Source organism: Candidatus Phaeomarinobacter ectocarpi (assembly GCF_000689395.1).
In the GTDB taxonomy this organism is placed as follows: Bacteria; Pseudomonadota; Alphaproteobacteria; order CGMCC-115125; family CGMCC-115125; genus Pyruvatibacter; species Pyruvatibacter ectocarpi.
In genome coordinates this window covers 3,391,199-3,415,905 of sequence record NZ_HG966617.1, presented here as the reverse complement: position 1 = coordinate 3,415,905, position 24,707 = coordinate 3,391,199, and the positions used below count along the sequence as shown (strand labels likewise).

Sequence of the window (24,707 nt, the reverse complement as noted above, 5' to 3'; positions counted from 1 at the left end):
TTTGCCCCCTGGTCCCCGCCTGCCGCGCCGGGGACCTAAACTTGTTCTTCTGTCAGGTACTGCGCGGCGTTGGCCTGCGCAGAATTCTATTTCGTCACGTATATGCGTTTGGACAGTTCCGGGTTGTCAGCCTTGCCGCCATGGAAGACCAGCCGCCTTCCAGCCCCCTGTTGTTCCGCGATGACCATTGCCATCAAGTCCGCCTTCAAATCCACCGGCCACATTGAAGCAGGACGAAAAGCCCTGCGCGGTCAGTGCCGCTGCAGCGGATGCACTTCGCTGACCAGAGCGGCAGAGGCACAAAATGGGGGCGTCTTTGGGAACGCCTGCCGCCTTGAGCTTGCTCGCCACATCGTCAGCGAATGTCGTGTTCTGAGCACCACCGGGGAACGCCTGCCATTCTTCGGTCAGCAAGGGACGCCCCGTTGCCTCGATGTCGGGCAGCCCGACGAAATTCCACTCAGCCTGAGTGCGTACATCAATCAGAATGCTGCGATCATCCTCATTGAGCAGCCGCCACGCCTCGGACACGTCGATGTCTCCTGCATATCCACTGCTCATTTTGCCAATCGCCCCAAACTCTGCACGCCGCCCCACACACCCTTTGCCTTCGACTAATGCAGCAGCGGCCAAGACCGGCTCAAGAGAAGTGCAAAACAAGCACTGTCCCTGCGCTGTGAAGCAGGGTCACTGCGCCACACGTTTCGCTACAACTTCGATTTTCAGAAGGGTGAGTACTACCTACTCGCCACGATACTATCAAACAGAGCAGATGCACTTGACTTAAAATGTCGAGATCGGAATCCCGACTGTACATAACTAAACAAACTAGCTCTAAATCTATGCTTGTAAATCAAGTACTTACTGCCGCCGCCTGAGGAACCAATACTAACGCCTGCGCGGCTGAAACATCAAGCGGACCATTTGGTGAACGTCACGAATCTTTTGCCGAACCGTCACCGACGGGCCGCCTGTTTCACTCGCTGATGCGAGCAGGCTCAACCGCAGAAAATCCAGTGTATTAAAGGCATTGGCGGCGGCGCAAGGGTGATTCGTCCACAGGCTGGAAAAATTAACCATCGTTGCCAAATGCGCACATGGCGCGTGTGCATAACTCGCCGCCGGGGCCCGCCGGACTCCTTCCAAGGGGTCAAGTCAAGCTTAAATAAAACCGTTCCTCATCCGGAAGCGACCCGTGTTTTGCTGAGGGGCCCTGCAACCTGCCATTAGGTCGATATCGAACCACACGGTAGGCACGAAAAAGGGCGCCTCCGATTTAACGGAGACACCCTTTGAAATTCTTTTTGGCCGCGCCGCGCTTAGGCCTGGCCGAGCGCCTTGATCCGGCTGGAAAGGCGCGAAACCTTCCGGGATGCTGTGTTCTTGTGGAGAATGCCGCGGTTTGATGCGCGCATGATCTCGGACTCAGCCACGTTCAGCGCATCCCTTGAGGCTTTCTGGTCGCCGCTGGCGATTGCTTCTTCAACCTTGCGGATGAATGTCCGCATGCGGCTCGTGCGTGCGCGATTTACTTCTGTGCGGCGCGCGATCTTGCGAACCATCTTCTTGGCGGAGCGTGTATTAGCCATCGGGCTTTAAACCATTTCTTGTCAGCGGCTCGTATGTGCCCGGCCCGATTTCACGTCGGAGGCAAGCTCAAACAGCGCTTGAACGTAAGGAATTTAAGAGGCGGCGTTATAACCGCGCGCCTGCCGCCGGTCAAGCAGGCTTTGGGGGGCAAAATCCCTGCAATCACAGGGCCTTCACGCAGCCCTACCAAGAATGTGTTTTGTCGAACACCCCGGCCGGCGCGCAGACTGCTGCTATTGAACGGCCAATCAAGGCTTGGCGCTGCGCTGACGCTGCTGTTCATGGGGGAAAACGATGGAATCTCTTGGGTTTGTAGCAGTCGCCGTTGGCGTGGTTCTTTTTGCTCTCGTGTCTCGACGGCTGGAATCAAGCGTCGTCACCCCTCCCATGGTGTTTGCCGTTTTCGGACTGGCCATTGGTGGAGCCGGGCTCGGCTGGCTTGATGTGGGCGATGGCATGGAAAGCGGCCACGGTTTTGTCCACGGGCTGGCGGAAATCACGCTCATTCTGGTGCTCTTCTCCGATGCCGCACGCATCGACCTGAGAGCATTGAAGGCAGACCACAACCTGCCCGTGCGGATGCTGGTCATCGGCATGCCCCTGGCGATACTTGCCGGGACAGCCGTCGCGCTGCTGCTGCCCCTCGGCCTGAGCCTGTGGGAAGCAGCACTGCTCGCTGCCCTGATGGCCCCGACAGATGCAGCCCTTGGACAGGCTGTGGTCTCAAATCCCAAAGTCCCGGCGCGCATTCGTCAGGCCCTCAATGTGGAAAGTGGGCTGAATGACGGAATTGCGCTGCCGCTGGTCTTTTTGTTTGCCTGCCTCGCAGGCGCTGCCCATTCGGTTGACGACATAAACTGGGCGACCTTCGCAGGGGCCCAGCTCGGGTTTGGCCCGCTGGCCGGTATCGTTATTGGCGGCGCGGGTGCCTGGGCCCTGGACAATGCTGCCCTCAAGGGCTGGATATCGGAGACCTATGAGGGGCTTGCGATGCTGGCTATCGCCTTTTTGAGTTTCGCCGGGGCGGAACTCATCGGCGGCAACGGGTTTATCGCAGCCTTTGTGGCCGGATTGGTGTTCGGCAATTTCCTGCGCGACCGCTGCAGGTTTGTCTTCGAGTTTGCCGAAGCCGAAGGGCAATTGCTGGTGCTGCTTGTCTTCATGGTGTTTGGCGCCGCCCTGCTGCCGGAGGCCATTGGCGCTCTTCAAACCCATGGGTGGATTGCGATTGCGTTTGCGGTTCTCGCGCTCACGGTTGTGCGCATGGTGCCCGTGGCCATTTCCCTGATCGGCACCGGCCTGCACTGGCGCAGTGTGGTGTTCCTGGGATGGTTTGGCCCGCGTGGTCTGGCTTCGATCCTGTTTGCGCTTTTCGTGCTGGAACAGGTGACCATGGGCCTTGGTCATCTCATCCTTTCCATCACCGTCCTGACGGTTGCCATCAGCATCTTTGCCCATGGGCTAACTGCGGTTCCGGCTGCGCGCATCTATGGGGCCTTCATTGCCCGACAGAAGTCGCGTGAAGAAATGATGCCCGTCAGCGAGATGCCGACGCGCACACCGATGCAACCACCAACATCTCCTCATCCGACTTCCGCAGACTGACAGCAACCAGACCAAAAAGAGGGAACATACGATGCTGAACGAACAACAAACCAAATGGTGCGAGGAAAGCACCACCGACTTTTCCGATCTTTCTGCGCTCTTTCTCAATTGCACGCTCAAGAAGTCCCCTGAGGTGTCCCACACCAAAGGCCTGATCGACATCTCGCGTGCGATCATGGAGAAAAACGGCATGTCCACCGAAGAGCTGCGCCCGGTGGATTTTGATCTGGCCTTCGGTGTCTATCCGGACATGACGAAGCAGGGCTGGGATAAGGACGACTGGCCGCAGATCCTCGAAAAGGTCATGGCGGCCGATATTCTGGTTGTGACCACACCGATCTGGCTGGGTGAAAAATCATCCGTCTGCACGCAGGCGATCGAGCGGCTCTATTCGGCGTCAAGCCAGCTCAACGATGCCGGCCAGTACGCTTACTACGGCCGCGTCGGCGGGTGCCTTGTGACCGGCAACGAAGACGGCGCCAAGCACTGCTCCATGAACATTCTCTATTCGTTGCAGCATCTGGGCTACACGATCCCACCGCAGGCGGACGCAGGCTGGCTGGGTGAAGCAGGACCAGGACCGTCCTATCTGGATGAAGGGTCAGGCGGCCCGACCAACGACTTCACCAACCGCAACACCACGTTCATGACGTGGAACCTGATGCATATGGCCCGGATGCTGAAAGATGCAGGCGGCATTCCCGCTCATGGCAATCAGCGGTCTGCATGGGACGCAGGCTGCAAGCCTGATTTCCCCAATCCTGAATATCGCTAGGGACTATTTGTGCTTGAAGGAGGGTTTGCGCTTGTCGATGAAGGCAGCCATGCCCTCCTTCTGGTCTTCCAGGGCGAAGAGCGAATGGAACAGGCGCCGCTCAAAGCGAATGCCTTCTGCCAGAGTTGTCTCGTAGGAACGGTTGACCGCCTCCTTGGTGAGCGCTGTCACAGGCCGTGACATGCCGGCGATCTTTTCGGCGGTCTTTACTGCTTCTTCCACAAGGTCCGCTGCGGGGACGATGCGGCTAACGAGGCCCGAGCGCTCAGCTTCCTCGGCATCCATCATGCGCCCGGTCAGGCACATTTCCATGGACTTTGATTTGCCGACAAAGCGTGTCAGGCGCTGGGAGCCACCGATACCGGGCATGACGCCCAGTGAAATTTCCGGCTGACCAAATTTGGCGGTGTCGGATGCCAGAATGAAATCGCAGAGCATGGCCAGCTCACAGCCACCGCCAAGAGCGTAGCCCGAAACCGCCGCAACGACCGGCTTGCGTGCTTCGGCAATGCGGTTGGCTTTTTCAAACAGGTCTTCCTTGTAGACATCCATATAGGTCTTGGGCTGCATCTCCTTGATGTCAGCGCCTGCAGCAAATGCCTTTTCCGAACCAGTGATGACCATGCAGCCGACCGCGTCGTCTGCGTCAAAGCCCTGAACCGCATCAATCAGTTCGTCCACCAGCTGCGAGTTCAAGGCGTTCAGCGCGTCGGGGCGGTTGAGCGTGATGAGCGCAACAGCGCCGCGCTTTTCAGTCTTGATGGTGTCGTAGGCCATGGGGGTCAGCTTCCTTGATGGGTCGGCAATTTGTATCGGCTCTATCTTTGGCATTGCCCGCAATAGAATGTCGAGCGTCCTGATTGAACAATCCGGCGAATGTCCTTGTCGCACCCCCGCGTGACGCAGGGGCTGCCTTCGCGGTCATACACTTTGAAGGTGTGCTGGAAATATCCAAGCGAGCCATCCGCCTGGGCATGGTCGCGCAGGGAACTGCCGCCGGCCTCAATGGCTTCGCGCAGGACCTGGCGAATGGTGGTCGAGAGTTTTTTCAGACGGTCCGTTGGTTCACCGGACTGTTTTACCAATGAGGCTGCGATGCGTTTGGGAGAGATGCCGGAACGAAACAGCGCCTCGCACACATATATATTGCCCAGACCGGCCACCACCGCCTGATCGAGCAGCGCGGACTTGATGGGCGACTTGCGGCCCGCAAGACCTGCCGCCAGCACATTTGAGTTGAAGCCTTTTTCAAGCGGCTCGGGACCCAGCTGTTGCAGGAAGCTGTTTTGAGCTTCGTTGCCGGTTTCCTCGATAGTCATGAAGCCAAAACGACGTGGGTCCGAGTACCGCACAACGCCACCGCCTTCCATGCGGAACACAATGTGTTCATGCATGGCGTGGGCATTGGCCCCGGTATCGAGATGAAACGAGCCGGGACGGTTTTTATCGTCGCCGGGCATTTCCACCACAAAGCGGCCGGACATGCCCAGATGCATGATGAGCAGCGCGCCGTCATCCAGTCGACCGACAAGGTATTTGCCACGTCGGTTGAGCGTCTCCAGGCGTGTGCCCATCAGGCGACCGGCAAAATTGTCCGGCAGGGGAAAGCGCAGATCAGGCCGCTTGGCCTCCACGTGCTCAAAGCGCTGCCCTTCCATGGCAGGTGCCAAGCCCCGGCGGACGGTCTCTACTTCGGGCAATTCGGGCATGGGGTGGGGTTAACCTTCAGGCAGCGACATTTTCACCAGTGTGGGGCGGTCTCATAGCGCAAAGCAACGGGGATGCGCTATGGTCCGCGCCCATGAGTGATGCACCGACCAAGAATGATGCCGCCTATGCAGATGCCGCGGCTCCCAGCAACGCAACCCATTTCGGGTTTCGTGATGTGGACCCGACTGAAAAGCAGGGTCTGGTCAATGGCGTGTTCCGCAATGTGGCGGGCCGCTATGACCTGATGAATGACCTGATGTCGGTTGGCGTACACCGGCTCTGGAAAGACGGCATGGTGTCCTGGCTTGCTCCGCGCAAAACGGGTGCGGCTTACGAGACACTGGATATGGCCGGCGGCACAGGCGACATCGCCTCACGCATTGCCCATCGTTCAAACGGCCATGCCAAGGTGCTGGTGGCCGACATCAACGACGCCATGCTGGGCGAAGGCAAGGTGCGGGCACAGACGGATCCCATGGGCGACCGGCTCTCATTTGCCTGCATGAACGCGGAAAACCTGCCGCTCGATGCCAACCGCTTTGACGCCTACACAATTGCTTTTGGCATTCGCAATGTGCCGGACCTTGATGCCGCGCTGAGCGAAGCGTTCCGTGTACTGAAGCCTGGCGGACGTTTCATGTGCCTTGAGTTCAGCCACGTGGTCGTGCCGCTGCTCGACGCGTTTTATGAGACGTGGTCGTTTGAAGCGATCCCGCGCATCGGGCAGATCGTCACAGGCGATCGCGACTCCTACCAGTATCTGGTGGAGAGCATTCGCAAGTTCCCACAGCAAAAAGCGTTTGAAGACCGCATCCGCGAGGCCGGCTTCTCACGCGTTACGCATCGCAATCTGACCGGTGGCATTGCAGCCATCCATTCCGGCTACAAGATCTAGGGCGGCGTCGCGATGATCCGCCATGTGCGCAATTTTGGACGGCTTGTCCGCACAGCCTGGGTGCTGTCGCGCTATGACGCGCTGTTTGCCCTTGATGCCGGCGAGCCCCCTGCCCCGGTCAAGGCTGCCCGCAGCATTGCCAAGCTGCGTCAGAGGTTCGGCGGTAGCAGTGCCAAGGGCTCTGAGGGTGACAGGCTGGCCGCTGCCCTCACAGAGCTTGGACCCAGTTACATCAAGCTTGGGCAGTTTCTGGCGACGCGGCCCGATGTGATTGACCCGGCACTGGCGCGCGACCTTGCAAAGCTCCAGGACCGCTTGCCGCCTTTTGATACGGCTATAGCGAAGCAGATTATTGCTGACGAGTTCGACAAGCCTGCCGAGACGGTTTTTCAGGACATGGGCGACGCTGTCGCGGCGGCGTCCATTGCGCAGGTGCACAAGGCCACTGTTCCCAATGCGGAAGGTCAGAACCATCCAGTGGCCGTGAAGGTGCTGCGCCCTGATGTTGAACGGCGGTTTGCCGCTGACCTTGAGGCCTTCTTCTGGGCAGCTCGGTTGATTGACCGGATGGTACCGTCGGCACGACGGCTGAAGCCGATTGACGTCGTGCAGACGCTTGCGGATTCCGTGGCGCTTGAAATGGATCTGCGCCTTGAAGCCGCCGCCATGTCAGAGATGGAAGAGCGCACCAAGGGCGATGCCGGGTTCCGCACACCTTCCATCGACTGGGAGCGCACCTCCAAGCGGGTGATGACCCTTGAGTGGATTGACGGCATTCCGATTGCTGACATCAAGGCGCTGCAAGCTGCGGGCCTTGATCTCAAGGAAGTGGCTGCGAACGTCATCAACAGTTTTTTGACCCACGCGGTGCGCGAGGGCTATTTCCACGCCGACATGCATCCGGGCAACCTGTTCGTGGAAGCAGACGGCACGCCGGGCGGCACTTTGGTGGCTGTGGACTACGGCATCATGGGGCGCCTCAGCCCCAAGGAGAGCCGGTTCCTGGCTGAAATCCTGTTCGGTTTCGTGATGCGCGACTATCGTCGCGTCGCCGAAGTGCATTTTGAGGCAGGCTATGTGCCTGAAAGCAAATCCGTCGATGCGTTTGCACAGGCCTTGCGCGCCATCGGGGAACCTCTGTTTGACCGAGAGGCACACGAAATTTCCATGGCGCGTCTTCTGGGTCAGCTGTTTGAAGTGACGGACCAGTTCGACATGGAGACCCGTCCGGAACTCATCATGCTGCAAAAGACCATGGTGGTGGTTGAAGGCGTAGCCCGCGACCTGGACCCGCAGTTCAATATGTGGGTGACGTCCGAGCCGGTGCTGCGCCAGTGGCTGGAAAGCAAGGTCGGCCCAGAAGGCCGCCTGCAGGACGCAGTCAAGGGCGCTGAGCGTATAGGCCGCCTGATGAGTGACCTTCCGGACCTGCTGGAAACAGCCGAGCGGGCCGCCCGCAGTATTGCCGGACCGGACGGCTCAGGTGCCGTCGAAGGCCTGAAACTGCATCCAGATACGGCGCGGGCCATTGCGGATGCCCAGGCCAAGCAGGAACGTCCGAACCGGATTGCCCTATGGGTCGGAGCAGCAGCTCTGGTCGTCATTGCGGTCACAACACTGCTCTAGGGCCAAAACGCGCCTACGAATGATTTTGCCAGCTATCTACACATTGCAGCCGTAAATACCTATATTCACCGCAACACTCGCGGGAATTATTGGATTTCTGCGGCTTTTGTGGTGTGGAAGGCGGGATCACGTGCTCGACGGCAAACGCATACTTCTGATCATCGGTGGCGGCATCGCTGCCTACAAGTCGCTTGAGCTGGCGCGGTTGATCCGTCGCCGGGGCGGCGAAGTGCGAGCGATCATCACCAAAGCAGGCCAGGAATTTGTCACGCCGCTGTCTGTTGGCGGGCTGACCCACGACAAGGTCTATACGGATCTGTTTGACCTGACGGCCGAGGCCGATATGGGCCACATCCAGCTGTCACGCGATGCTGACCTGCTGGTCGTGTGCCCGGCCACCGCTGACCTGATGGCGAAGATTGCCCATGGCCGCGCGGATGACATGGCATCCACCGCGCTTCTGGCGACGGACAAGCCGGTGATGATTGTGCCGGCCATGAATGTGCGCATGTGGGAACACGCCGCCACGCAGCGGAACCTCGCGCAGCTTATTGCCGATGGCGTGAGCGTTGTGGGTCCCACGGAAGGGTCCATGGCCTGTGGTGAATTCGGGCCGGGACGCCTAGTCGAGCCGGATGAAATCGTTGAAGCCATTGAAGCCAAGCTGGGCGGCAAGCAGTTGCTCGCCGGGCGTAAGGCGATTGTGACGGCAGGCCCGACCCATGAGCCGATTGATCCGGTGCGCTATATCGCCAACCGGTCTTCCGGCAAGCAGGGTTACGCCATTGCAGAAGCGCTGGCGCGGCTGGGCGCAGATACGCATCTGGTCTCAGGACCCACAGCCCTTGGCGATCCGCGCGGCGTCAACATCACCCGCGTAGAAACAGCCCGCGAAATGCTGGCGGCGACCGAAGCCGCCCTGCCCGCTGACATTGCGATTTGTGCAGCAGCGGTCGCGGACTGGCGCGCAGACACGTCGACCAATTCCAAGCTCAAGAAGGATGGCTCCGGGGCGGTGCCGCCATTGTCGCTGGTGGAGAACCCGGACATTCTTGCAATGCTGTCTGCTGCTGGGCCGAAGCGTCCGCAGCTGGTTGTGGGCTTTGCCGCTGAAACCGACGACGTGATTGACCACGCCACCGCCAAGCGCGTGCGCAAGGGCTGCGACTGGATTGTCGCCAATGACGTATCGCCGGGCACCGGCATCATGGGCGGCGACAGCAACACAGTTCACATCATCACAGACGGTGCCGCAGAGCACTGGGACCCGATGCCAAAGGCTCAGGTCGCAACGAAACTGGCCGAGCGCGTGGCGCTGGCTCTGACTTCCTGAGGGGAACGCTTTTCATGAGTTCGATTGACGTCAAGGTCATGCAACTGCCGCACGGGCAAGGACTTGATCTGCCGGCCTATGAAACTGATCAGGCCGCCGGCATGGATCTGCGGGCTGCCCTTGCTGAAGGTGAAGAAGTGACGCTGGCACCGGGTGCGCGCGCCATGGTGCCGACGGGCCTTGCGATTGCTTTGCCATCCGGGTTTGAAGCGCAGGTGCGTCCACGCTCGGGCCTTGCTGCCAAGCAGGGCGTCACGGTGCTGAATAGTCCGGGTACGGTGGATGCGGACTATCGTGGTGAAGTGAAAGTCATCCTGATCAATCACGGTGACGAACCTGTTGTCATTGATCGCGGCATGCGCATTGCGCAGATGCTGTTTGCGCCGGTGACGCGCGGTGTCTTTGCAGCCGTGCAGTCGCTGGATGAAACCGAGCGCGGTGCGGGCGGCTTTGGATCTACAGGAACGGATACAACAAGGAAGGCCGGGTAACGGCATGTTGCGGCTATCAAAGAAGACATTGCTGGCACTGGAAGCTGTCGTGGACGTTGCGTATAACGCGCGGCCTGACCCGGTGCAGTCAAAAGAGATTACCAAGCGGCAGGGCATTCCCCAGCGCTATCTTGAGCAGGTGATGCAGCAGCTTGTGCGCGAAGGCGTGCTCAAGGGTGTGCGCGGACCGCGTGGCGGCTACCGGCTGGCGCGTGAGCGGCGGCGTATCACGGTTGGTGAAATCGTGCGTGTTGTTGGCGCCATGGAAGCAGCCGACGATGCCCGGGATGAAGCCAAGGCCGCAGCTCGGGAAACGCGTGGATCCCTGAACGGTGCGGGCGAGACCATGACCACGCCTGCCGAAGAGAACACCAATGGTGGCTCTCCTTTGGGCGAGCAGGTGGTTCGTCCCATGTGGGATTCGTTTCAGGCCGACATGATGGATAAACTCAACGCCATCACCATTGATGATCTGTGCCGCGAGGCAGAGACCAAGGACATCAAGCCCGCGTCACAAGCAGGTATGGATTTCACAATCTAGATCACGAGCGTGCTCCACGAACAAGAAGCGCGCATAACAGGAGGCAACCCCATGACCGACAAGCCAGGCCGCGGCCGCATCTACGACTGCATCACGCAGACCATTGGTGATACGCCACTGGTGCGCCTCAAGCGCATGAACAAGAACGGCAAGGCCGACGTGCTGTTGAAGCTCGAGTTCTTCAACCCCCTGTCCAGCGTCAAGGACCGCATCGGCGTCGCGATGATTGAAGCGCTGGAAGCGCAGGGCAAGATCAACGAGAACACGGTTCTGATTGAGCCAACATCCGGCAACACCGGCATCGCGCTGGCTTTTGTGGCAGCTGCAAAGGGCTACAAGCTCATTCTGGTCATGCCGGAAAGCATGTCCATGGAGCGCCGCAAGATGCTGGCGCTGCTGGGTGCGGAGCTTGAGCTGACAGAAGCGGCCAAGGGCATGAAGGGTGCAGTGGCCCGTGCCGAAGAATTGCTTCAGTCGACGCCGAACGCCGTGATGCCACAGCAGTTCGACAATCCGGCCAATCCTGAAATTCATCGCCAGACCACGGCAGAAGAAATCTGGAATGACACCGACGGCAAGGTTGATGTTGTGATTTCCGGCATCGGCACCGCTGGCACATTCACGGGCGTAGGCTCTGTGCTCAAGGCCAAGAAGCCAGGCATGAAGATGATTGCCATCGAGCCGGAAGATTCTCCAATCCTGTCTGGCGGCCAGCCGGGTCCGCACAAGATTCAGGGCATCGGGGCGGGCTTTGTGCCGGGCAACCTGGACAAGGACTTGATCGACGAGGTCATAACCATCGGCAATGAGACAGCCTTTGAAACGTCTCGCCAGGCAGCCCGCGAAGAGGGCATCGCCGGCGGCATCTCATCGGGGGCGGCCATTGCGGCAGCTCTTGAAGTCTCTGAGCGGGATGACATGGCGGGCAAGACGATCGTCGCCATCATCCCCAGCTTTGCGGAGCGGTATCTCTCTACTGCTTTGTTTGACGGCATCTAGGACAAACCTGTGGCTCTGACCGGCGACCAGCTTGAGCGCTATGCGCGGCATATTCTGCTCAAGGAGATTGGCGGGCCGGGCCAACAGGCACTTCTCAAGGCACGTGTGCTGATCATCGGTGCCGGCGGGCTTGGCTCGCCGGCAGCCCTCTATCTTGCGGCAGCCGGTGTGGGCACTATCGGATTGGTGGATGACGACACGGTATCGCTGTCCAATCTGCAGCGCCAGATCGCGCATACGACGGCAGCTGTGGGAGAAGCAAAGACGTCCAGCGCCGCGCGCACCATCAACGCGCTGAACCCGGATACGACCATTGTTCCGCATACAGAGCGGCTGACCGACGCCAACGCAGCAGCGCTTGTGGCGGGTTATGACCTGGTTCTTGATGGCTGCGATAATTTCGAGACCCGCTTCCTGGTGGATGCCGCATGTGCGGCGGCTCACGTGCCGCTAGTATCCGGCGCGGTCGGCCAGTTTGACGGGCAGCTGGCTGTGTTCAGGGCCTGGGAAACGCAGGCAGATGGATCGCCCTCACCCAGCTATCGGGACCTCGTTCCGGACCTGCCACCAGCGGGCAGCGTGCCGACCTGCGAGGAGGCCGGTGTCGTAGGGGCGCTCACAGGCGTCATCGGGTCCATGATGGCCATGGAGGCGATCAAGGAGTTAACGGGTGCGGGGACAAGCCTGGCTGGAAGCCTGCTGTTGTACGACGCGCTGGACACCCGGGTGCGGCGGGTAAAGCTGCGGCGGGACCCCAACCGGTAATGCACGCCGCAGGCGATCTACAGATCAAAAACCACTCCCTTTGGTTGCATTTTCAAGACTATCTTCACCTTTGAGATTGATACTCGACCGTCGGACACATTGGGTTGTAGGACGCGTCATGAGTACAGGTGGGGACCAGTTTTGTCCCATCGAGACAGATGGCAAATTGGCATCAGCCAATTTTGCTGAGTTTTATCAGCGCTGGGAAAAAGCCCGTGGCGACGCTGATCTGCCGCACCTGTCCAAAATTCAGCCCGCGGCCATCCCGCCCAAGTTTCTTCCCTACATTACCATCATTGGCGTCGAGAACCGTGGCACGCGTTTTGTCATCAGACTTGCGGGCAGTGCCATCAGCGATATCAGCCACGTTGAAATGACCGGCTGGGAGGCGGATGAGGCAAACCCGCTACCAACCCCAACCGACGGGTCGCAGGCATCCGTCGAGCGCCTCAAATGGAGCATCACACACCGCAGGCCTTATTGCATGGCCGGGCCGGCGCGCTGGTCGGGCAATGACATGCTTACCCAGCGCACGCTGGTGCTGCCCTTTGTGGGAGATGACAACAGGGTCGAACGGTTTTTGACACTGAATGATCTCGAGTTCAGCGGTAACCTATGCGAGTCCTGCGAGGCAGCTGCCTGCAAGACTGCGTGAGGACGACGCCTCTAAAGATGTGCGACCAGCTCTATCTCCACCATCGCACCGGGTAGAAACAGACCTGAGACCTGCACCATTGTGCAGGCAGGCACATATGCGCCCGCCCCTGCATATGCGGCCTTGCGATGCTCAAAGGCACCGCCAAGCGCTGCTAGGTCTGTGGCAAAGATCGTCTCCTTCACCACGTCTTTCAGGGATGCATCGCTCTCCGCAAGAATATCGTTTATGAGCGCATAGGCTTGCGTGATCTGCGCATCCATGTTGCCGGGACTTGCGATTTCCAAGGTGTCATCCACCGCAAGCACGCCGGACACGTAAAGGGTGTTGTCGGCCTTCACCGTCTGAGAAAATCCGATGCCTTTTTCCGTATCTCCGAAAAAATGCCTGCACTGTTCTTCACGCGCCATGAATTGCCCCCTAGAATAGAATTTGTTCCATACGATTATATTTTTTGATCGATCTGTCAAAGAGCAAAGATGTCCGACCATGACACGCAGCAGCAAAACAACCCCTAATGTCTCTTCCGAAACTCCGGCCAAGGGGCGCCGCCGGGCGCGTGTGCTGGAGGCAACGGAAGCTCTGTTTACAGAGCAGGGCTACAACCAGGTGAAGATGGAGGATATCGCGCGCGAATCCGGCGTGAGCCTCGGCACGATCTACAGCTACTTTGGATCCAAGAGCGGTATTATGACAGCGCTTCTGGCGCCTGTAACAGCGCGGATGGAAGAGCGCGGGCAGACCATTCTGGCCAATCCGCCGACGCGGCTGGAGGATGCGATCGCAGCCTTGTATGAGGCGCACAGATTTGAAGATGACTGGAAAAGCCTACATTTTCTCGAAGCCTTCAGCATTCCCGACACATTCAGCGACGCGCAGATCGCAGGCGTCCATCGGCACTATCAGACATTTATCGAGGCACAGTTCCGGGCCCTCCTGGATGGGTTCGCCGCGCGGGACCGCCTGCGGCCCGGGCTTGATCCCGGCGACATGGCATTCTTGCTTTACCAGCTCATGCTGCGGCATTTTCAGGCCTACGTGACCGGCGAGGATGGCATTTCCACCTACGAAGCCATGCGGGTGGCGATGCACCGGCGCGCCCGGGTCATGGTGGCAGGCTGGGAGCGTGATTGATCCGGTCTTCCATGTGGCAAATCCAAAAATATAATATTCTTCTTGATATTCTAATTTTGACTCATCAAGCTGCTCCCAGGTGACTTAACCGGGAGCAGACACATGCCTGATGATGGATCGATGGCGGGCGCAGGCGCGAGGCCCAAAGGTGCGCATATTGAAATGCCGCGGAACAATCCAACGGTGCGGCCGGGCGAGTTGATGCCCCGGGAGGGCGAGAATGGGGTCTACAGCCAATCCTGGTTTCCCATCTGCCTGTCTAGTGAGTTGGATGTGGGGACCATTCGCGGCGAGAATTTTCTCGACGGCAAGGTCATTGCCTGGCGCGGTGAAGATGGCGTGGCTCGGGTGATGAGCGCATTTTGCCCGCATGTGGGCGCGGATCTTTCTGTTGGCTGCGTCACCGGCAACCATGTGCAGTGCGCGTTTCACAAGTGGGAATATGACAAAGATGGCGCCTGCGCGAAGACATTTATCGGCGATCCGGCACCCAAGATGGCGCAGCTCTACAAGTTTCCCACCCAGGAGCGACACGGCATCGTGTGGGCATTCAACGGAGACGAACCGCTGTGGGATATTCCCGACTTCGAAAAGCCAAGCGACGACGTGATCGTACGCAGCATCCGGGTGCCCAATCTCTTTCAATGTGACCCGTGGGTGTTTGCCGCCAACACGCCTGACATGCAGCACTTCAAGGCCGTGCACGGCATGTCCTTCGGCGGCGACGACCCCCATGACGCAGTGGAGTGGAACCCCTATGGCTTCCGCTACAAACTCAAGGGCAAGCATCAGGACGGCGTGGACATCGACTGGACGCTTGGCATTCGCGGCACGTCCATTTTCTGGCAGGAAGGTCCTTACGGAGATCACTGGTTTGGCGCGATGGTGGGCTTTGGTCTGCCGGAAGCAGGCAAGCACGAAGCCTTTGCGGCAGTCGCGCTTGAAAAGCCGGACGGCTCTGCCGCATCGCAGAAGCGATATGAGGAACAGTGCGCGATTACCGACATGCTCCTTGTAAGGACGGTTGGAGAGGATACGAATATCCTCAACTCCATCCACTATCGGCAAGGAACATTGACAGCAGGTGACAAGACGTTGAAGCGCTATCTGAAGATAGTCCGCGACTATCCACGTGCGCATCCATCCGGGCCGTTCATTTCGTGAGCACCGGCTGCCCTGATACCTAGTCGTCCGTTGGCAGGACGCGGTCGGGTGGTGCATTGCCATCGACGAAGCTGCGGATGTTGATGACGACTTTCTCGCCCATCTCTGTGCGGCTTTCGATGGTGGCTGATCCCATATGCGGCAACAGCACCACGTTGGGGCGCCCCAACAGCTTGGGGTTCACGGCGGGTTCGTTTTCAAACACGTCGAGCCCGGCACCGGCAATCTCGCCATCGTCAATTGCCTTTGACAGCGCCACCTCATCGATGATTTCACCGCGGGCCGTGTTGACGATGTAGGCCTCGGGCTTCATCAGCTTCAGCCGCCGCGCGTTGAGCAGGTGATAGGTCGCAGGCGTATGCGGACAATTGACCGACACAATGTCCATGCGGGCCAGCATCTGATCCAGCGAATCCCAGTAGGTCGCCTCCAGCTCTTCCTCGATGGCGGGGTTGGCCGGGTTGCGATTGTGATAGTGGATCGACAGACCGAATGCCTTGGCGCGCTGCGCGACGGCCTGGCCGATGCGGCCCATGCCGATAATGCCAAGACGCTTGCCGTGAATGCGGTGCCCCATCATCCAGGTGGGGGCCCAGCCCTGCCACTGATTGTCCTCGGTGATGATCTGCGCCCCTTCGGTCACGCGGCGCGGCACGGCCAATATCAGCGCCATGGTCAGGTCAGCAGTGTCTTCTGTCAGGACGTTGGGCGTATTGGTGACGGTGATGCCTTTGGCGTGGGCTGCCTCAACATCTATGTTGTCCACGCCAGCCCCGAAATTGGCGATCAGCTTGAGATCGTCGCCCGCCTTGGCAATGAGATCGGCGTCGATGCGGTCCGTCACGGTGGGGACCAGTACATGGCTGTCTGCCACCGCCTGTTCCAGCGCCTCGCGGGACATGGCTACGTCTTCGATGTTCAAATGCGTGTTGAACAGTTCGCGCATGCGCGTTTCCACAATGTCAGGCAGTTTGCGGGTGACGGTGACAATGGGTTTTGAATGCGGCACGGGACGCGACCTTATACAGATGAGCGATAGATATAAGCGCTTGGTGCCTGAGCTGCCTCAGGGCCAATAGGGACGGCGCAACGCCATGCCCTTTCCTACCACCCCCATGCGTCTGCATCAAAGCGGCTTGATATCAGGTGGTGGCGGGCCATCTCGGCATCAACAGGCTGCTTGACCCGCGCCAAACGTGCTTGCGATAAGGGGTATCCCCCATTGCCGCGATGGCAGCAGAACAAGAATACCGGTTTGCCCCGCATTTCAGCCGACATGTTTTTTTCCCTTCGTCACCTTCCACACGCCCTTCGCGCGCTTTTGCGCAGTGCGGGGTTTGCGGCTGTTGTCATTCTGGCTGGCGCTGCGACGGGGCCTGCCAGCATGGCGCAGCCGAGTGCCGCCAGCACGCTGAGCGGCGGCGTTCAGATCGGGCCGGTGACCGGCCTGCCAATGCCCCGTTTCGTGTCGATCAAATCGAGCCCCGTCAATGTGCGCGGCGGGCCCTCAACCAATCATCAGGTTGCGTGGGTTTTCGTGCGCAAGGATGTGCCGGTTGAAGTGACGGCCGAATTTGAAAACTGGCGGCGTATCCGCGACGTGGATGGGGATCAGGGCTGGGTGTTCCACACCCTCATCGACGGTGAACGGACTGTCATGGTGGTTGGACCTGACAAGCAAGCACCGCGCACAGGCGACCTGGTGCCGCTTCACTTTGCACCGGACACGGCAAGCGACGAAGTTGCCCTTGTGGAGCCCGGCGTGGTGGGCGCGCTGGTCAATTGCAGCCAGACGTGGTGCGCCGTACGCATGGGCCCGCACGAGGGTTTCATGCGGGCCACAGCGTTGTTCGGCATCTACGCCCGCGAAGCGGGCTGACGCGGCTTAGGCGAAGTCGCCGCCCAGACGGGCAATCATGGCATCAGACACAACGGCGAGATGCTGGTAGTTCTCGTGAGAGAACCCGATCATGACCTTGGCACCGGGCTTCTTGAAGGCTGCAATCTGTTCATCCGTGAACGGAAAGTGCAGGAAGTGCACGGATGATGATTTGCCGTCTTCAGATGTGCGGTCGATGTCGTGCTCCGGGTCAGACATCACACGGTCACCGTCAATGTCGATGAAGGCTGTCTCTTCGATGCCGGCCAGCTTGTAGAGCACGTTCTTGCGGCGGATCGGATCATCGATCTCGAACATCACTGTCGCGACAAGCTCTTTGCCCTTGGGGATGAGCGGATTGTAGGCAGTCAGTTCATCCTCGATCTGCTCGTCGCCACCTTTTTCGATGTAGAGCATCTCGTGGATCTGGTGCCACATGGTCTCGTAGCTCTCGAAGTAGAATGTCGCGTGCGGCCCCACTTCGATGCGGCGCTCGCGCTTGACGGGCATCATGGCCTTGCGGCGCTCGGCACGTTCCTTTGCATAGTCCTCGATGGACATGATGTCGCCGCGGGTGATCTCGCTGGGATGGGGCATCTTTGTCATTTCCGTCCTTAACTCAAACATGTGCCTGCAGGCGCGGGGTCAGGGTCTGACCTAAAGCCCGTACGCCTGGGCAAGCAACTCAATCGGATGCGCCGACGACGGTCTGGGCTTGCTCTCATCTATGAGACCAAGCTCATCCATTTCCTGCATGATGTGCTTCAAGGCCAGAGGGCATTCACTCACAACATGTTCGGCGCTGGCCTTAGAGATATTCCGCGCGGTGGTTTTGCCAACCTTCATTGCCACATCGTGGGTCTCTTTCAGCACACCGAATGTGCCGCCATGTCCCGCGCACCGCTCGACCGGCGTCACTTTGGCGTCAGGAATGAGCTTGAGCATCTCAACGGCCTTGGCGCCCATGTTCTGCGCGCGGGCGTGGCATGCCAGATGAACTGCAACACCGCCGTCCAGAGGCTTCATGCCGTCTGCGATGCCTTCGTTCTTGGCAATATCGACGATGTATTCGTCAATGTCTTTGACGGCCTTTGACAGGGCAATGACGTTGTCGTCGTCAGGCACAATCAATGGCCACTCGAATTTCATCATCAGGCCACACGACGCAATAAGAGTGACGATGTCCCAGCCTTCATCGACCTGGGGGCGCAGGTCGGCAGAGACTTTCTTTGCCTGCTCGGCGACACGCTCGAGGTCGGCCTGTTCCAGGAATGGCATGCCGCAGCAGCCGGGATAGACCGGCTTGGCTGTCACGCCCTGGCGGGCCAACACCTTGAGGGCGGCTTCGCCCATCTGCGGGTTGTTGTAGTTGCCGTTGCAGGTGGCAAACAGCGCCGCCTTGCGGGCCGTTGCCTTGCCGTCAGCGGCGGGGGCCAGAGTGCCTGCCTTTTCGTGGGCCTTTGCGCGCATCATAAGCGTCTTGCCCGCAAAGGTCGGCAGCTCAGCCTTGGCATCAATGCCCGCGACTTTTTCCATCACCGGGCGCGTGAGCTTGTTGTCTTTCTTCGATCCCCAATTGGCGAGGCCCGCAATCGGCCGGATCATCTTGCCGTTTCGATCCATCTCGGCCAGCTGACGCGCGGTGACATTTCCTGCGTCGCCATTCTTGGTGCGTACCTTGCGGTAGCGCAGCATGAGATGGGGGAAGTCGAGATTGAATTCATGGGGCGGCACGTAGGGGCACTTCGTCATGAAGCACATGTCACACAAGGTGCAGGCTTCTTCTACGGGACCGAACTGATCTGACGTGACGCTATCAAGTTCACCGCTCTCGCTGTCGTCGATCATGTCGAACAGCCGGGGGAACGAGTCACACAGATTGAAGCAGCGACGGCAGCCGTGGCAGATGTCGAAGACGCGCCGCAGTTCTTCGTCGAGCTTCGCCTCGTCGTAAAACTCGTCGCTGGTCCAGTCGATGGGATGCCGGGTGGGTGCTTCTAGGCTGCCTTCTGCCATGGGTCTTTATGCCTGTGTCTTTTGGAAGATCGCGATATGGGAACAAGTAAGGGCCGGGAACATGTCCCGGCCCTTTTGTCTGTCGGACGTGACTTAGGCGTCCATGCCGTCGAGGGCTTTCTGGAAACGACCAGCGTGGCTCTTTTCAGCCTTGGCGAGTGTTTCGAACCAGTCAGCGATCTCGTCGAAGCCTTCTTCGCGTGCCGTGCGGGCCATACCCGGGTACATGTCTGTGTACTCGTGGGTTTCACCGGCAATGGCTGCCTTCAGGTTCTTGTCGGTGGCGCCAATTGGCTCGCCCGTTGCCGGGTCACCGACTTCTTCCATGAACTCGAGGTGGCCGTGTGCGTGACCGGTTTCACCTTCGGCGGTGGACCGGAATACGGCTGCAACATCGTTGTAGCCTTCAACATCCGCCTTCTGCGCGAAGTAGAGGTAGCGGCGGTTTGCCTGGCTTTCACCGGCAAACGCTTCTTTCAAATTATCCAGGGTCTTGGATTCTGCGAGTGACATTTTAGGGGATCCTCCTCATCGAAACTCGGGCGACACTGGCTGCGCAGGTGCCTGTGCACAGGCGGCCGCGGGCCATCGCCATACCCTGCAAACGTAGTAGCAGGCCCTGCCCTGTCAAGACTGGAACAGGTCTAAACAGTGCCCAAACGCTTTGTTTTAGAAAGTATTTTTGCGATCAATTCGCAGCTACTGGAGACCGGTTTCGGCGCTTTTGCGCCAAGTCTTTGAAGCCAAAGACCTATCGGCGTCAGCCATCGGTTTTCGCGCTTTGAACACGCACGATCACCTCGACACGCTCCAGCGCAGCACCGTCGGGTACCTGCGGAAGCCCGGTCACGGTGATGCCGTCACCGGGGATGTCTTCAAGGCGCGCATCATCCACATGGTAGAAATGATGATGATCGCTGAGGTTGGTATCAAAATAGGTGCAGCCGCCATCGACCACGACCTGGCGCAGCAGGCCCGCATCGGTGAACTGGTGCAGGGTGTTGTAAACCGTCGCCAGAGAGACCCGCACACCGCCCTTGGAGGCTTCTGCGTGCAGCGCTTCGGCCGTCACATGCCGGTCGCCGCCGTCAAATAGCAACCGCCCCAGAGCAAGCCGCTGACGCGTGGGGCGCAGGCCCTTGTCGCGCAGCGCCTGAAGCGTCTGGGCGTAGGGCCGGTCACCGCTCATGGCGGCCTCACTGGCTGACGCGGGGCCAGCCGATTTGGGGGATGTGGAAACTGGGTTCGTCATGGCATTTCAGCCCCGAAGTGAAGGGCGGCCCTGAGACGAGAGGTGAGCCACGGGGCCCATCCCTCTTTGGAATGATTACAACAACACCCAAAATGTGGTGTGCCTCAAGGACTTGTCAAGACACGAGGGAGCGGGAAACCGCCCCCAGATCCGGCGGAAATACCGTTTCTGCGGTTTTTTCGATCTCATCAAGCGTCCACCACCGCATTTCCTGCAGGGCGGCGCGCTCGCTTTCTTCCGTTCCACCGGTGAAAACCGGGTCGCCGGCGGCGCATGCGCCATGGAAGAAAACGTCCCGACCGCGCCACTCATTGCCGTTCACTTCAAAGGTGCTTTCGTGGACATGCACGGGGCCTTCGAGCGCAACGGAGAGCCGAAGTTCTTCGTCCAGCTCGCGGATCGCCGCTTCCAGATCGCTCTCGTCGTCTTCGGCGCGCCCGCCGGGGGTTGCCCAGAACTCAAAGGGCTGGCCGTTCTGCGTGACCACAAAGCGCAGCAGCAGCACCCGGTAGGTCGGGTCCATCAGGATCACCCTGCCGGTCCGGCGCAGGTCGGGTGCTGCCATTGCTTTATCCTTCAGGCGTGCACCCTAGTCGTCTTCGCGGGTGCGGATCAGTTCATACGGTCCGCCTTTTTCCAGGCCGCGCTGATAGGCCGGGCGGTCGTGCATGCGCTGGGTGTAGGCAATCAGGTTGTCGTAGCCGTCAAGGCCGATGCGGCTGTCGGCTGCTTCGCAGATGAAGGTCAGCATGATATCGGCACCGGTCAGATCATCACCCATGAAGAACAGGTTGGAGCCCAGGGCGTCGTTCATGTAGCCCAGATGCAGGGTGATTTCCGCGTCGATGACAGGCTGCAGCGGTTCGCCACCCTCGCCCAGCATGGAGGTGAAGAGTTTCATCAGGAAGGGCACCATGGCGGAGCCTTCCGCGTAGTGCATCCACTCATTGTACTTTTCAAAAGTGGCGCTGCCGGGCGCCGGCATGTACTTGCCGCCGCCATAGGTGCGGATCAGGTAATCGACCGCTGCGCCTGACTCGGCAATCATGTTGTCACCATCTTCGATGATCGGCGACTTGCCCAGCGGGTGCGCTTCCTTGAGTTCCGGAGGGGCGCGGTTGATCTCATTGCGCTTGTAGAACTTGATTTCATACTCAACGCCAAGCTCTTCGAGCAGCCACAAAATGCGCTGCGAGCGCGAGTTGTTGAGGTGGTGAACTGTGATCATCGGGACATTCTCCGGTCAAATGCGGGGGCGGGGATAAGTCTTCACATCACACAGGCCCTTACTGGCGAGCAGATGCAAGGATTTTCGGCCTTAGTTTTGCTTGATTTTGCTCGCTTTTGCTAATCCCTCGCGTGTGCTACCAACGCGAGCTAAGCAACGAATATCAAGAATGCAAAACGCGCCAGGACCGATACCGACCTCATGACCACAGTTCAGCACGCCTCAGGCCCCCAGAAGTCCAGTTACACCTATGACGACCTCATTGAATGCGGTCATTCGCGCCTGTTCGGGCCGGGCAATGCCCAGCTGCCGCTGCCGCCGATGCTGATGTTTGATCGGGTCACCGAAATCAACGCTGATGGCGGTGAGAACGGCAAGGGCGAGATGATTGCCGAGCTCGACATCAAGCCGGACCTCTGGTTCTTCCCTTGCCACTTTGAAGGCAACCCGGTGATGCCGGGCTGCCTGGGCCTTGATGCCCTGTGGCAGATGGTGGGGTTCTATCTGGGCTGGACCGGCGCCAAGGGTGCCGGGTTTGCGCTAGGTGTGGGCGAAGTGAAGTTCCGCGGCAAGATTGTGCCGGAGACCAAGCTGGTGACGTATCATGTCACCTTCAAGCGGGTGGTGAACCGGCGTCTGGTGCTGGGCATTGCAGACGGCATTGTCCGCGCGGACGGCGAAGACATTTTTGAGGCGAAGGATCTGCGCGTGGGCCTGTCCACGGCATAAGTGCTGACGGCAGGGACTTCGGGCGCAATCGCGCAAACTGACATTTGGGTTGAAGAGGTATCTTGATGAGGCGAGTTGTCGTAACGGGCATGGGCATCGTGTCGTCGATCGGAAACAATACTCAGGAAGTGGCCGCGTCCCTGCGCGAAGCCAAGTCCGGGATTGTTGCCGAGCAGACCTACACGGATATGGGTTTCCGCAGCCAGGTGGCCGGCACCCTCAAGATTGACCTTGAGGAAGTGCTCGACCGCAAGACGCGCCGCTTCATGGGCGATGGTGCGGCCTACGCTTACCTCGCCATGCAGCAGGCCATCCGCGATGCGGGCCTGGAAGAAAACGAGATTTCCAACGAGCGCACCGGCGCCATCCTCGGCTCCGGCGGGCCGTCCACGAAAGCCATTGTGGCAGCCGCTGACATCACCCGCGAGAAAGGCCCGCGCAAGATTGGTCCAACGAGTGTGCCCAAGGCCATGTCGTCGACCATCTCCGCCAACCTCTCGACCCTGTTCAAGATCAAGGGCCCGAGCTACTCGATCGCGTCGGCCTGCACCACCTCCACGCACTGCATCGGCAATGCAACGGAACAGATTCAATGGGGCAAGCAGGACCGCATGTTTGCCGGCGGCGGCGAAGAGCTCGCCTGGTCGCTGTCATCACTGTTTGATGCGATGGGGGCCATGTCCTCCAAATACAACGACACACCCGACAAGGCGTCACGCGCCTATGACGCCAACCGCGATGGCTTTGTCATTACCGGTGGCGGCGGCGTTGTGGTGCTTGAAGAGCTTGAAGTGGCCAAGGCACGCGGCGCGAAGATTTACGCGGAAGTTGCAGGCTATGGCGCAACCTCCGACGGCGCCGACATGGTGGCCCCCTCTGGTGAAGGCGCTGCACGCTGCATGCGCATTGCCCTCGACGGTGTGGGCGAGAAGATTGATTACATCAACCCGCATGCCACTTCGACGCCGGTCGGTGACATTCCCGAAGTGAACGCCATTCGCGAAGTCTTCGGCGCGGACATGCCACCGATTTCAGCCACCAAGTCGCTGTCGGGCCATGCCCAGGGCGCGGCCGGTGTGCATGAAGCCATCTATTCACTGATCATGATGGACCAGGGGTTCATCTGTGAAAGTGCAAATATTGAGGAAATCGACCCGGTCCTGGCGGACGCCAACATCGTCAGGAAACGGGTTGATAATGCGGAGCTTAACTGTGTCCTCTCAAACAGCTTTGGTTTTGGCGGCACAAATGGTTCGCTCGTGTTCAAGCGCTACAATGGCTAAGGCGGCGCAAGGGATGAGCATCTTGATTTTGGTTAACAGCCCCATTGGGGTTCAGGGCCGGTTCGGCCTGCGTTCGGGGACGGGGGAAACCCACTAATGTCAGCGACTGGCAATCTTATGCAAGGCAAGCGCGGCCTCATTATGGGCGTCGCCAATGATCACTCCATTGCCTGGGGCATCGCGAAAGCATGCGCTGATCAGGGAGCAGAACTGGCCTTTACCTATCAGGGCGACGCGTTTGGCCGGCGGGTGACACCGCTTGCGGAAAGTGTCGGCTCCAAACTCGTTCTGCCCGCTGATGTGGCTGACGAGGCGTCTCTTGATGCGGTCTTTGGTGAGCTTGAGAAGGAATGGGGTCAACTCGACTTTCTGGTTCATGCCATTGCGTATTCGGACAAGAATGAGCTCAAGGGCCGCTACCTCGACACGACGCGCAAGAACTTCCATCAGACCATGGACATCTCCTGCTTCTCCTTCGTGGATATCGCGCGCCGCGCGGCCCCGATGATGCGGGCCGGCGGCTCCATGGTGACGCTGACCTATGCAGGCGCTGAACGCGTCATGCCCAATTACAACGTCATGGGTGTGGCGAAGGCTGCCCTTGAAGCCTCCGTTCGCTACATGGCCGTTGACCTTGGCCGTGACGGCATTCGCGTCAACGCCATTTCTGCCGGTCCCATGCGCACGCTGGCAGGCTCTGCGATCTCAGACGCCAAGACCGTGCTGAACTGGAACCTCACTCACGCACCACTGAAGCAGCCCATAGAACTGGAAGATGTCGGCGGTGCCGGTCTCTATCTGCTGTCGGACCTGTCGCGCAGCGTCACCGGTGAAGTGCATCACGTGGATGCAGGCTACAATGTGGTGGGCATGCCGCAGGCGCGCGATCTCGACAAGGATCTGGTCGGCAAGGGCTACGCCAAGGTTGCCAAGGCCCGCAATGGTGGCCGCAGCAATGGTGCGAACGCGGACAATGATGCATCCGGCACATCCGCTGCCACTGACGCGGCCGAGTGAGCAGGCCTGAGCCAAGATCA

Annotated in this window: 28 protein-coding genes; 16 read left to right on the top strand and 12 right to left on the bottom strand. The window is 59.4% G+C overall.

Going from position 1 to position 24,707, the window contains the following annotated elements; genetic code table 11:
- Positions 1-126: 126 nt before the first annotated feature.
- Positions 127-561, bottom strand: coding sequence for a rhodanese-like domain-containing protein (locus tag BN1012_RS16410; RefSeq protein ID WP_043950411.1), 435 nt, complete (start codon positions 559-561; stop codon positions 127-129).
- Between the two features lie 758 nt (positions 562-1,319).
- Complete coding sequence (gene rpsT, locus BN1012_RS16405) at positions 1,320-1,589, bottom strand: 30S ribosomal protein S20 (RefSeq protein WP_043950410.1); 270 nt, start codon at positions 1,587-1,589, stop codon at positions 1,320-1,322.
- A 295-nt stretch (positions 1,590-1,884) separates the two neighbouring features.
- Here rpsT and BN1012_RS16400 point away from each other — a divergent pair, with 295 nt between their 5' ends.
- Both BN1012_RS16400 and BN1012_RS16395 read left to right on the top strand, forming a co-directional pair.
- On the top strand, positions 1,885-3,195 hold the full coding sequence (locus BN1012_RS16400) for a cation:proton antiporter (protein WP_043950409.1): 1,311 nt from the start codon (positions 1,885-1,887) through the stop codon (positions 3,193-3,195).
- Between the two features lie 31 nt (positions 3,196-3,226).
- Complete coding sequence (locus BN1012_RS16395) at positions 3,227-3,970, top strand: flavodoxin family protein (protein WP_043950408.1); 744 nt, start codon at positions 3,227-3,229, stop codon at positions 3,968-3,970.
- A 3-nt stretch (positions 3,971-3,973) separates the two neighbouring features.
- On the opposite strand, the gene BN1012_RS16390 is transcribed toward BN1012_RS16395, so the two are convergent.
- A complete protein-coding gene (locus BN1012_RS16390; protein WP_043950407.1) occupies positions 3,974-4,747 on the bottom strand; it encodes an enoyl-CoA hydratase in 774 nt (257 codons plus the stop codon).
- Between the two features lie 41 nt (positions 4,748-4,788).
- Positions 4,789-5,679 (bottom strand): bifunctional DNA-formamidopyrimidine glycosylase/DNA-(apurinic or apyrimidinic site) lyase, encoded by an 891-nt coding sequence (gene mutM / locus BN1012_RS16385; protein ID WP_043950406.1) that lies wholly within the window; start codon positions 5,677-5,679, stop codon positions 4,789-4,791.
- A gap of 92 nt (positions 5,680-5,771) precedes the next feature.
- Here mutM and ubiE point away from each other — a divergent pair, with 92 nt between their 5' ends.
- The 8 genes from ubiE to BN1012_RS16345 all read left to right on the top strand — a co-directional run bounded on the left by ubiE (position 5,772) and on the right by BN1012_RS16345 (position 12,985).
- Positions 5,772-6,575, top strand: coding sequence for a bifunctional demethylmenaquinone methyltransferase/2-methoxy-6-polyprenyl-1,4-benzoquinol methylase UbiE (gene ubiE, locus BN1012_RS16380; protein WP_081826473.1), 804 nt, complete (start codon positions 5,772-5,774; stop codon positions 6,573-6,575).
- A 12-nt stretch (positions 6,576-6,587) separates the two neighbouring features.
- Complete coding sequence (gene ubiB / locus BN1012_RS16375) at positions 6,588-8,201, top strand: 2-polyprenylphenol 6-hydroxylase (RefSeq protein WP_043950405.1); 1,614 nt, start codon at positions 6,588-6,590, stop codon at positions 8,199-8,201.
- A gap of 130 nt (positions 8,202-8,331) precedes the next feature.
- A complete protein-coding gene (gene coaBC, locus BN1012_RS16370) occupies positions 8,332-9,534 on the top strand; it encodes a bifunctional phosphopantothenoylcysteine decarboxylase/phosphopantothenate--cysteine ligase CoaBC (RefSeq protein ID WP_043950404.1) in 1,203 nt (400 codons plus the stop codon).
- A 14-nt stretch (positions 9,535-9,548) separates the two neighbouring features.
- Positions 9,549-10,025: a dUTP diphosphatase gene (gene dut / locus BN1012_RS16365; protein WP_043950403.1), complete on the top strand. Its 477-nt coding sequence runs from the start codon at positions 9,549-9,551 to the stop codon at positions 10,023-10,025.
- 4 nt (positions 10,026-10,029) lie between these two features.
- Positions 10,030-10,566 (top strand): RrF2 family transcriptional regulator, encoded by a 537-nt coding sequence (locus BN1012_RS16360; RefSeq protein ID WP_043950402.1) that lies wholly within the window; start codon positions 10,030-10,032, stop codon positions 10,564-10,566.
- Between the two features lie 51 nt (positions 10,567-10,617).
- On the top strand, positions 10,618-11,565 hold the full coding sequence (gene cysK / locus BN1012_RS16355) for a cysteine synthase A (protein ID WP_043951276.1): 948 nt from the start codon (positions 10,618-10,620) through the stop codon (positions 11,563-11,565).
- Between the two features lie 9 nt (positions 11,566-11,574).
- Complete coding sequence (locus tag BN1012_RS16350) at positions 11,575-12,330, top strand: HesA/MoeB/ThiF family protein (RefSeq protein WP_043950401.1); 756 nt, start codon at positions 11,575-11,577, stop codon at positions 12,328-12,330.
- Positions 12,331-12,448: 118 nt separating this feature from the next.
- Entirely contained in the window at positions 12,449-12,985 is a 537-nt protein-coding gene (locus BN1012_RS16345; protein WP_043950400.1) for a PAS domain-containing protein, read from the top strand.
- An 11-nt stretch (positions 12,986-12,996) separates the two neighbouring features.
- Here the strand turns inward: BN1012_RS16345 and BN1012_RS17210 are convergent, their stop codons facing one another.
- On the bottom strand, positions 12,997-13,395 hold the full coding sequence (locus tag BN1012_RS17210) for a RidA family protein (RefSeq protein ID WP_052535548.1): 399 nt from the start codon (positions 13,393-13,395) through the stop codon (positions 12,997-12,999).
- 79 nt (positions 13,396-13,474) lie between these two features.
- On the opposite strand from BN1012_RS17210, the gene BN1012_RS17205 reads away from it, so the two are divergent.
- Both BN1012_RS17205 and BN1012_RS16330 read left to right on the top strand, forming a co-directional pair.
- A complete protein-coding gene (locus tag BN1012_RS17205) occupies positions 13,475-14,119 on the top strand; it encodes a TetR/AcrR family transcriptional regulator (RefSeq protein ID WP_052535546.1) in 645 nt (214 codons plus the stop codon).
- A gap of 102 nt (positions 14,120-14,221) precedes the next feature.
- On the top strand, positions 14,222-15,283 hold the full coding sequence (locus BN1012_RS16330) for an aromatic ring-hydroxylating oxygenase subunit alpha (protein ID WP_052535544.1): 1,062 nt from the start codon (positions 14,222-14,224) through the stop codon (positions 15,281-15,283).
- Between the two features lie 19 nt (positions 15,284-15,302).
- Here the strand turns inward: BN1012_RS16330 and BN1012_RS16325 are convergent, their stop codons facing one another.
- Positions 15,303-16,229, bottom strand: a complete 927-nt coding sequence (locus tag BN1012_RS16325) for a 2-hydroxyacid dehydrogenase (protein ID WP_081826533.1) — start codon at positions 16,227-16,229, stop codon at positions 15,303-15,305.
- A 330-nt stretch (positions 16,230-16,559) separates the two neighbouring features.
- Between BN1012_RS16325 and BN1012_RS16320 the strand changes: the two genes are divergently transcribed.
- Complete coding sequence (locus tag BN1012_RS16320; protein WP_043951272.1) at positions 16,560-17,162, top strand: SH3 domain-containing protein; 603 nt, start codon at positions 16,560-16,562, stop codon at positions 17,160-17,162.
- A 6-nt stretch (positions 17,163-17,168) separates the two neighbouring features.
- On the opposite strand, the gene BN1012_RS16315 is transcribed toward BN1012_RS16320, so the two are convergent.
- The 6 genes from BN1012_RS16315 to BN1012_RS16290 form a co-directional block, all read right to left on the bottom strand.
- A complete protein-coding gene (locus tag BN1012_RS16315) occupies positions 17,169-17,759 on the bottom strand; it encodes a DUF3501 family protein (RefSeq protein WP_043951271.1) in 591 nt (196 codons plus the stop codon).
- Between the two features lie 60 nt (positions 17,760-17,819).
- Positions 17,820-19,178: a heterodisulfide reductase-related iron-sulfur binding cluster gene (locus BN1012_RS16310; protein ID WP_043950398.1), complete on the bottom strand. Its 1,359-nt coding sequence runs from the start codon at positions 19,176-19,178 to the stop codon at positions 17,820-17,822.
- A gap of 93 nt (positions 19,179-19,271) precedes the next feature.
- Entirely contained in the window at positions 19,272-19,691 is a 420-nt protein-coding gene (locus BN1012_RS16305; protein ID WP_043950397.1) for a rubrerythrin family protein, read from the bottom strand.
- Positions 19,692-19,938: 247 nt separating this feature from the next.
- Positions 19,939-20,430, bottom strand: a complete 492-nt coding sequence (gene irrA, locus BN1012_RS16300; protein WP_081826471.1) for an iron response transcriptional regulator IrrA — start codon at positions 20,428-20,430, stop codon at positions 19,939-19,941.
- Between the two features lie 115 nt (positions 20,431-20,545).
- On the bottom strand, positions 20,546-20,995 hold the full coding sequence (locus BN1012_RS16295) for an NUDIX domain-containing protein (RefSeq protein ID WP_043950396.1): 450 nt from the start codon (positions 20,993-20,995) through the stop codon (positions 20,546-20,548).
- 24 nt (positions 20,996-21,019) lie between these two features.
- Positions 21,020-21,658: a glutathione S-transferase family protein gene (locus tag BN1012_RS16290; protein ID WP_043950395.1), complete on the bottom strand. Its 639-nt coding sequence runs from the start codon at positions 21,656-21,658 to the stop codon at positions 21,020-21,022.
- A 201-nt stretch (positions 21,659-21,859) separates the two neighbouring features.
- On the opposite strand from BN1012_RS16290, the gene fabA reads away from it, so the two are divergent.
- The 3 genes from fabA to fabI all read left to right on the top strand — a co-directional run bounded on the left by fabA (position 21,860) and on the right by fabI (position 24,687).
- Positions 21,860-22,387, top strand: coding sequence for a bifunctional 3-hydroxydecanoyl-ACP dehydratase/trans-2-decenoyl-ACP isomerase (gene fabA, locus BN1012_RS16285; protein WP_043950394.1), 528 nt, complete (start codon positions 21,860-21,862; stop codon positions 22,385-22,387).
- 65 nt (positions 22,388-22,452) lie between these two features.
- Positions 22,453-23,670, top strand: a complete 1,218-nt coding sequence (gene fabB, locus BN1012_RS16280) for a beta-ketoacyl-ACP synthase I (RefSeq protein WP_043950393.1) — start codon at positions 22,453-22,455, stop codon at positions 23,668-23,670.
- A 96-nt stretch (positions 23,671-23,766) separates the two neighbouring features.
- On the top strand, positions 23,767-24,687 hold the full coding sequence (fabI, locus tag BN1012_RS16275; protein WP_081826470.1) for an enoyl-ACP reductase FabI: 921 nt from the start codon (positions 23,767-23,769) through the stop codon (positions 24,685-24,687).
- Positions 24,688-24,707: the final 20 nt, after the last annotated feature.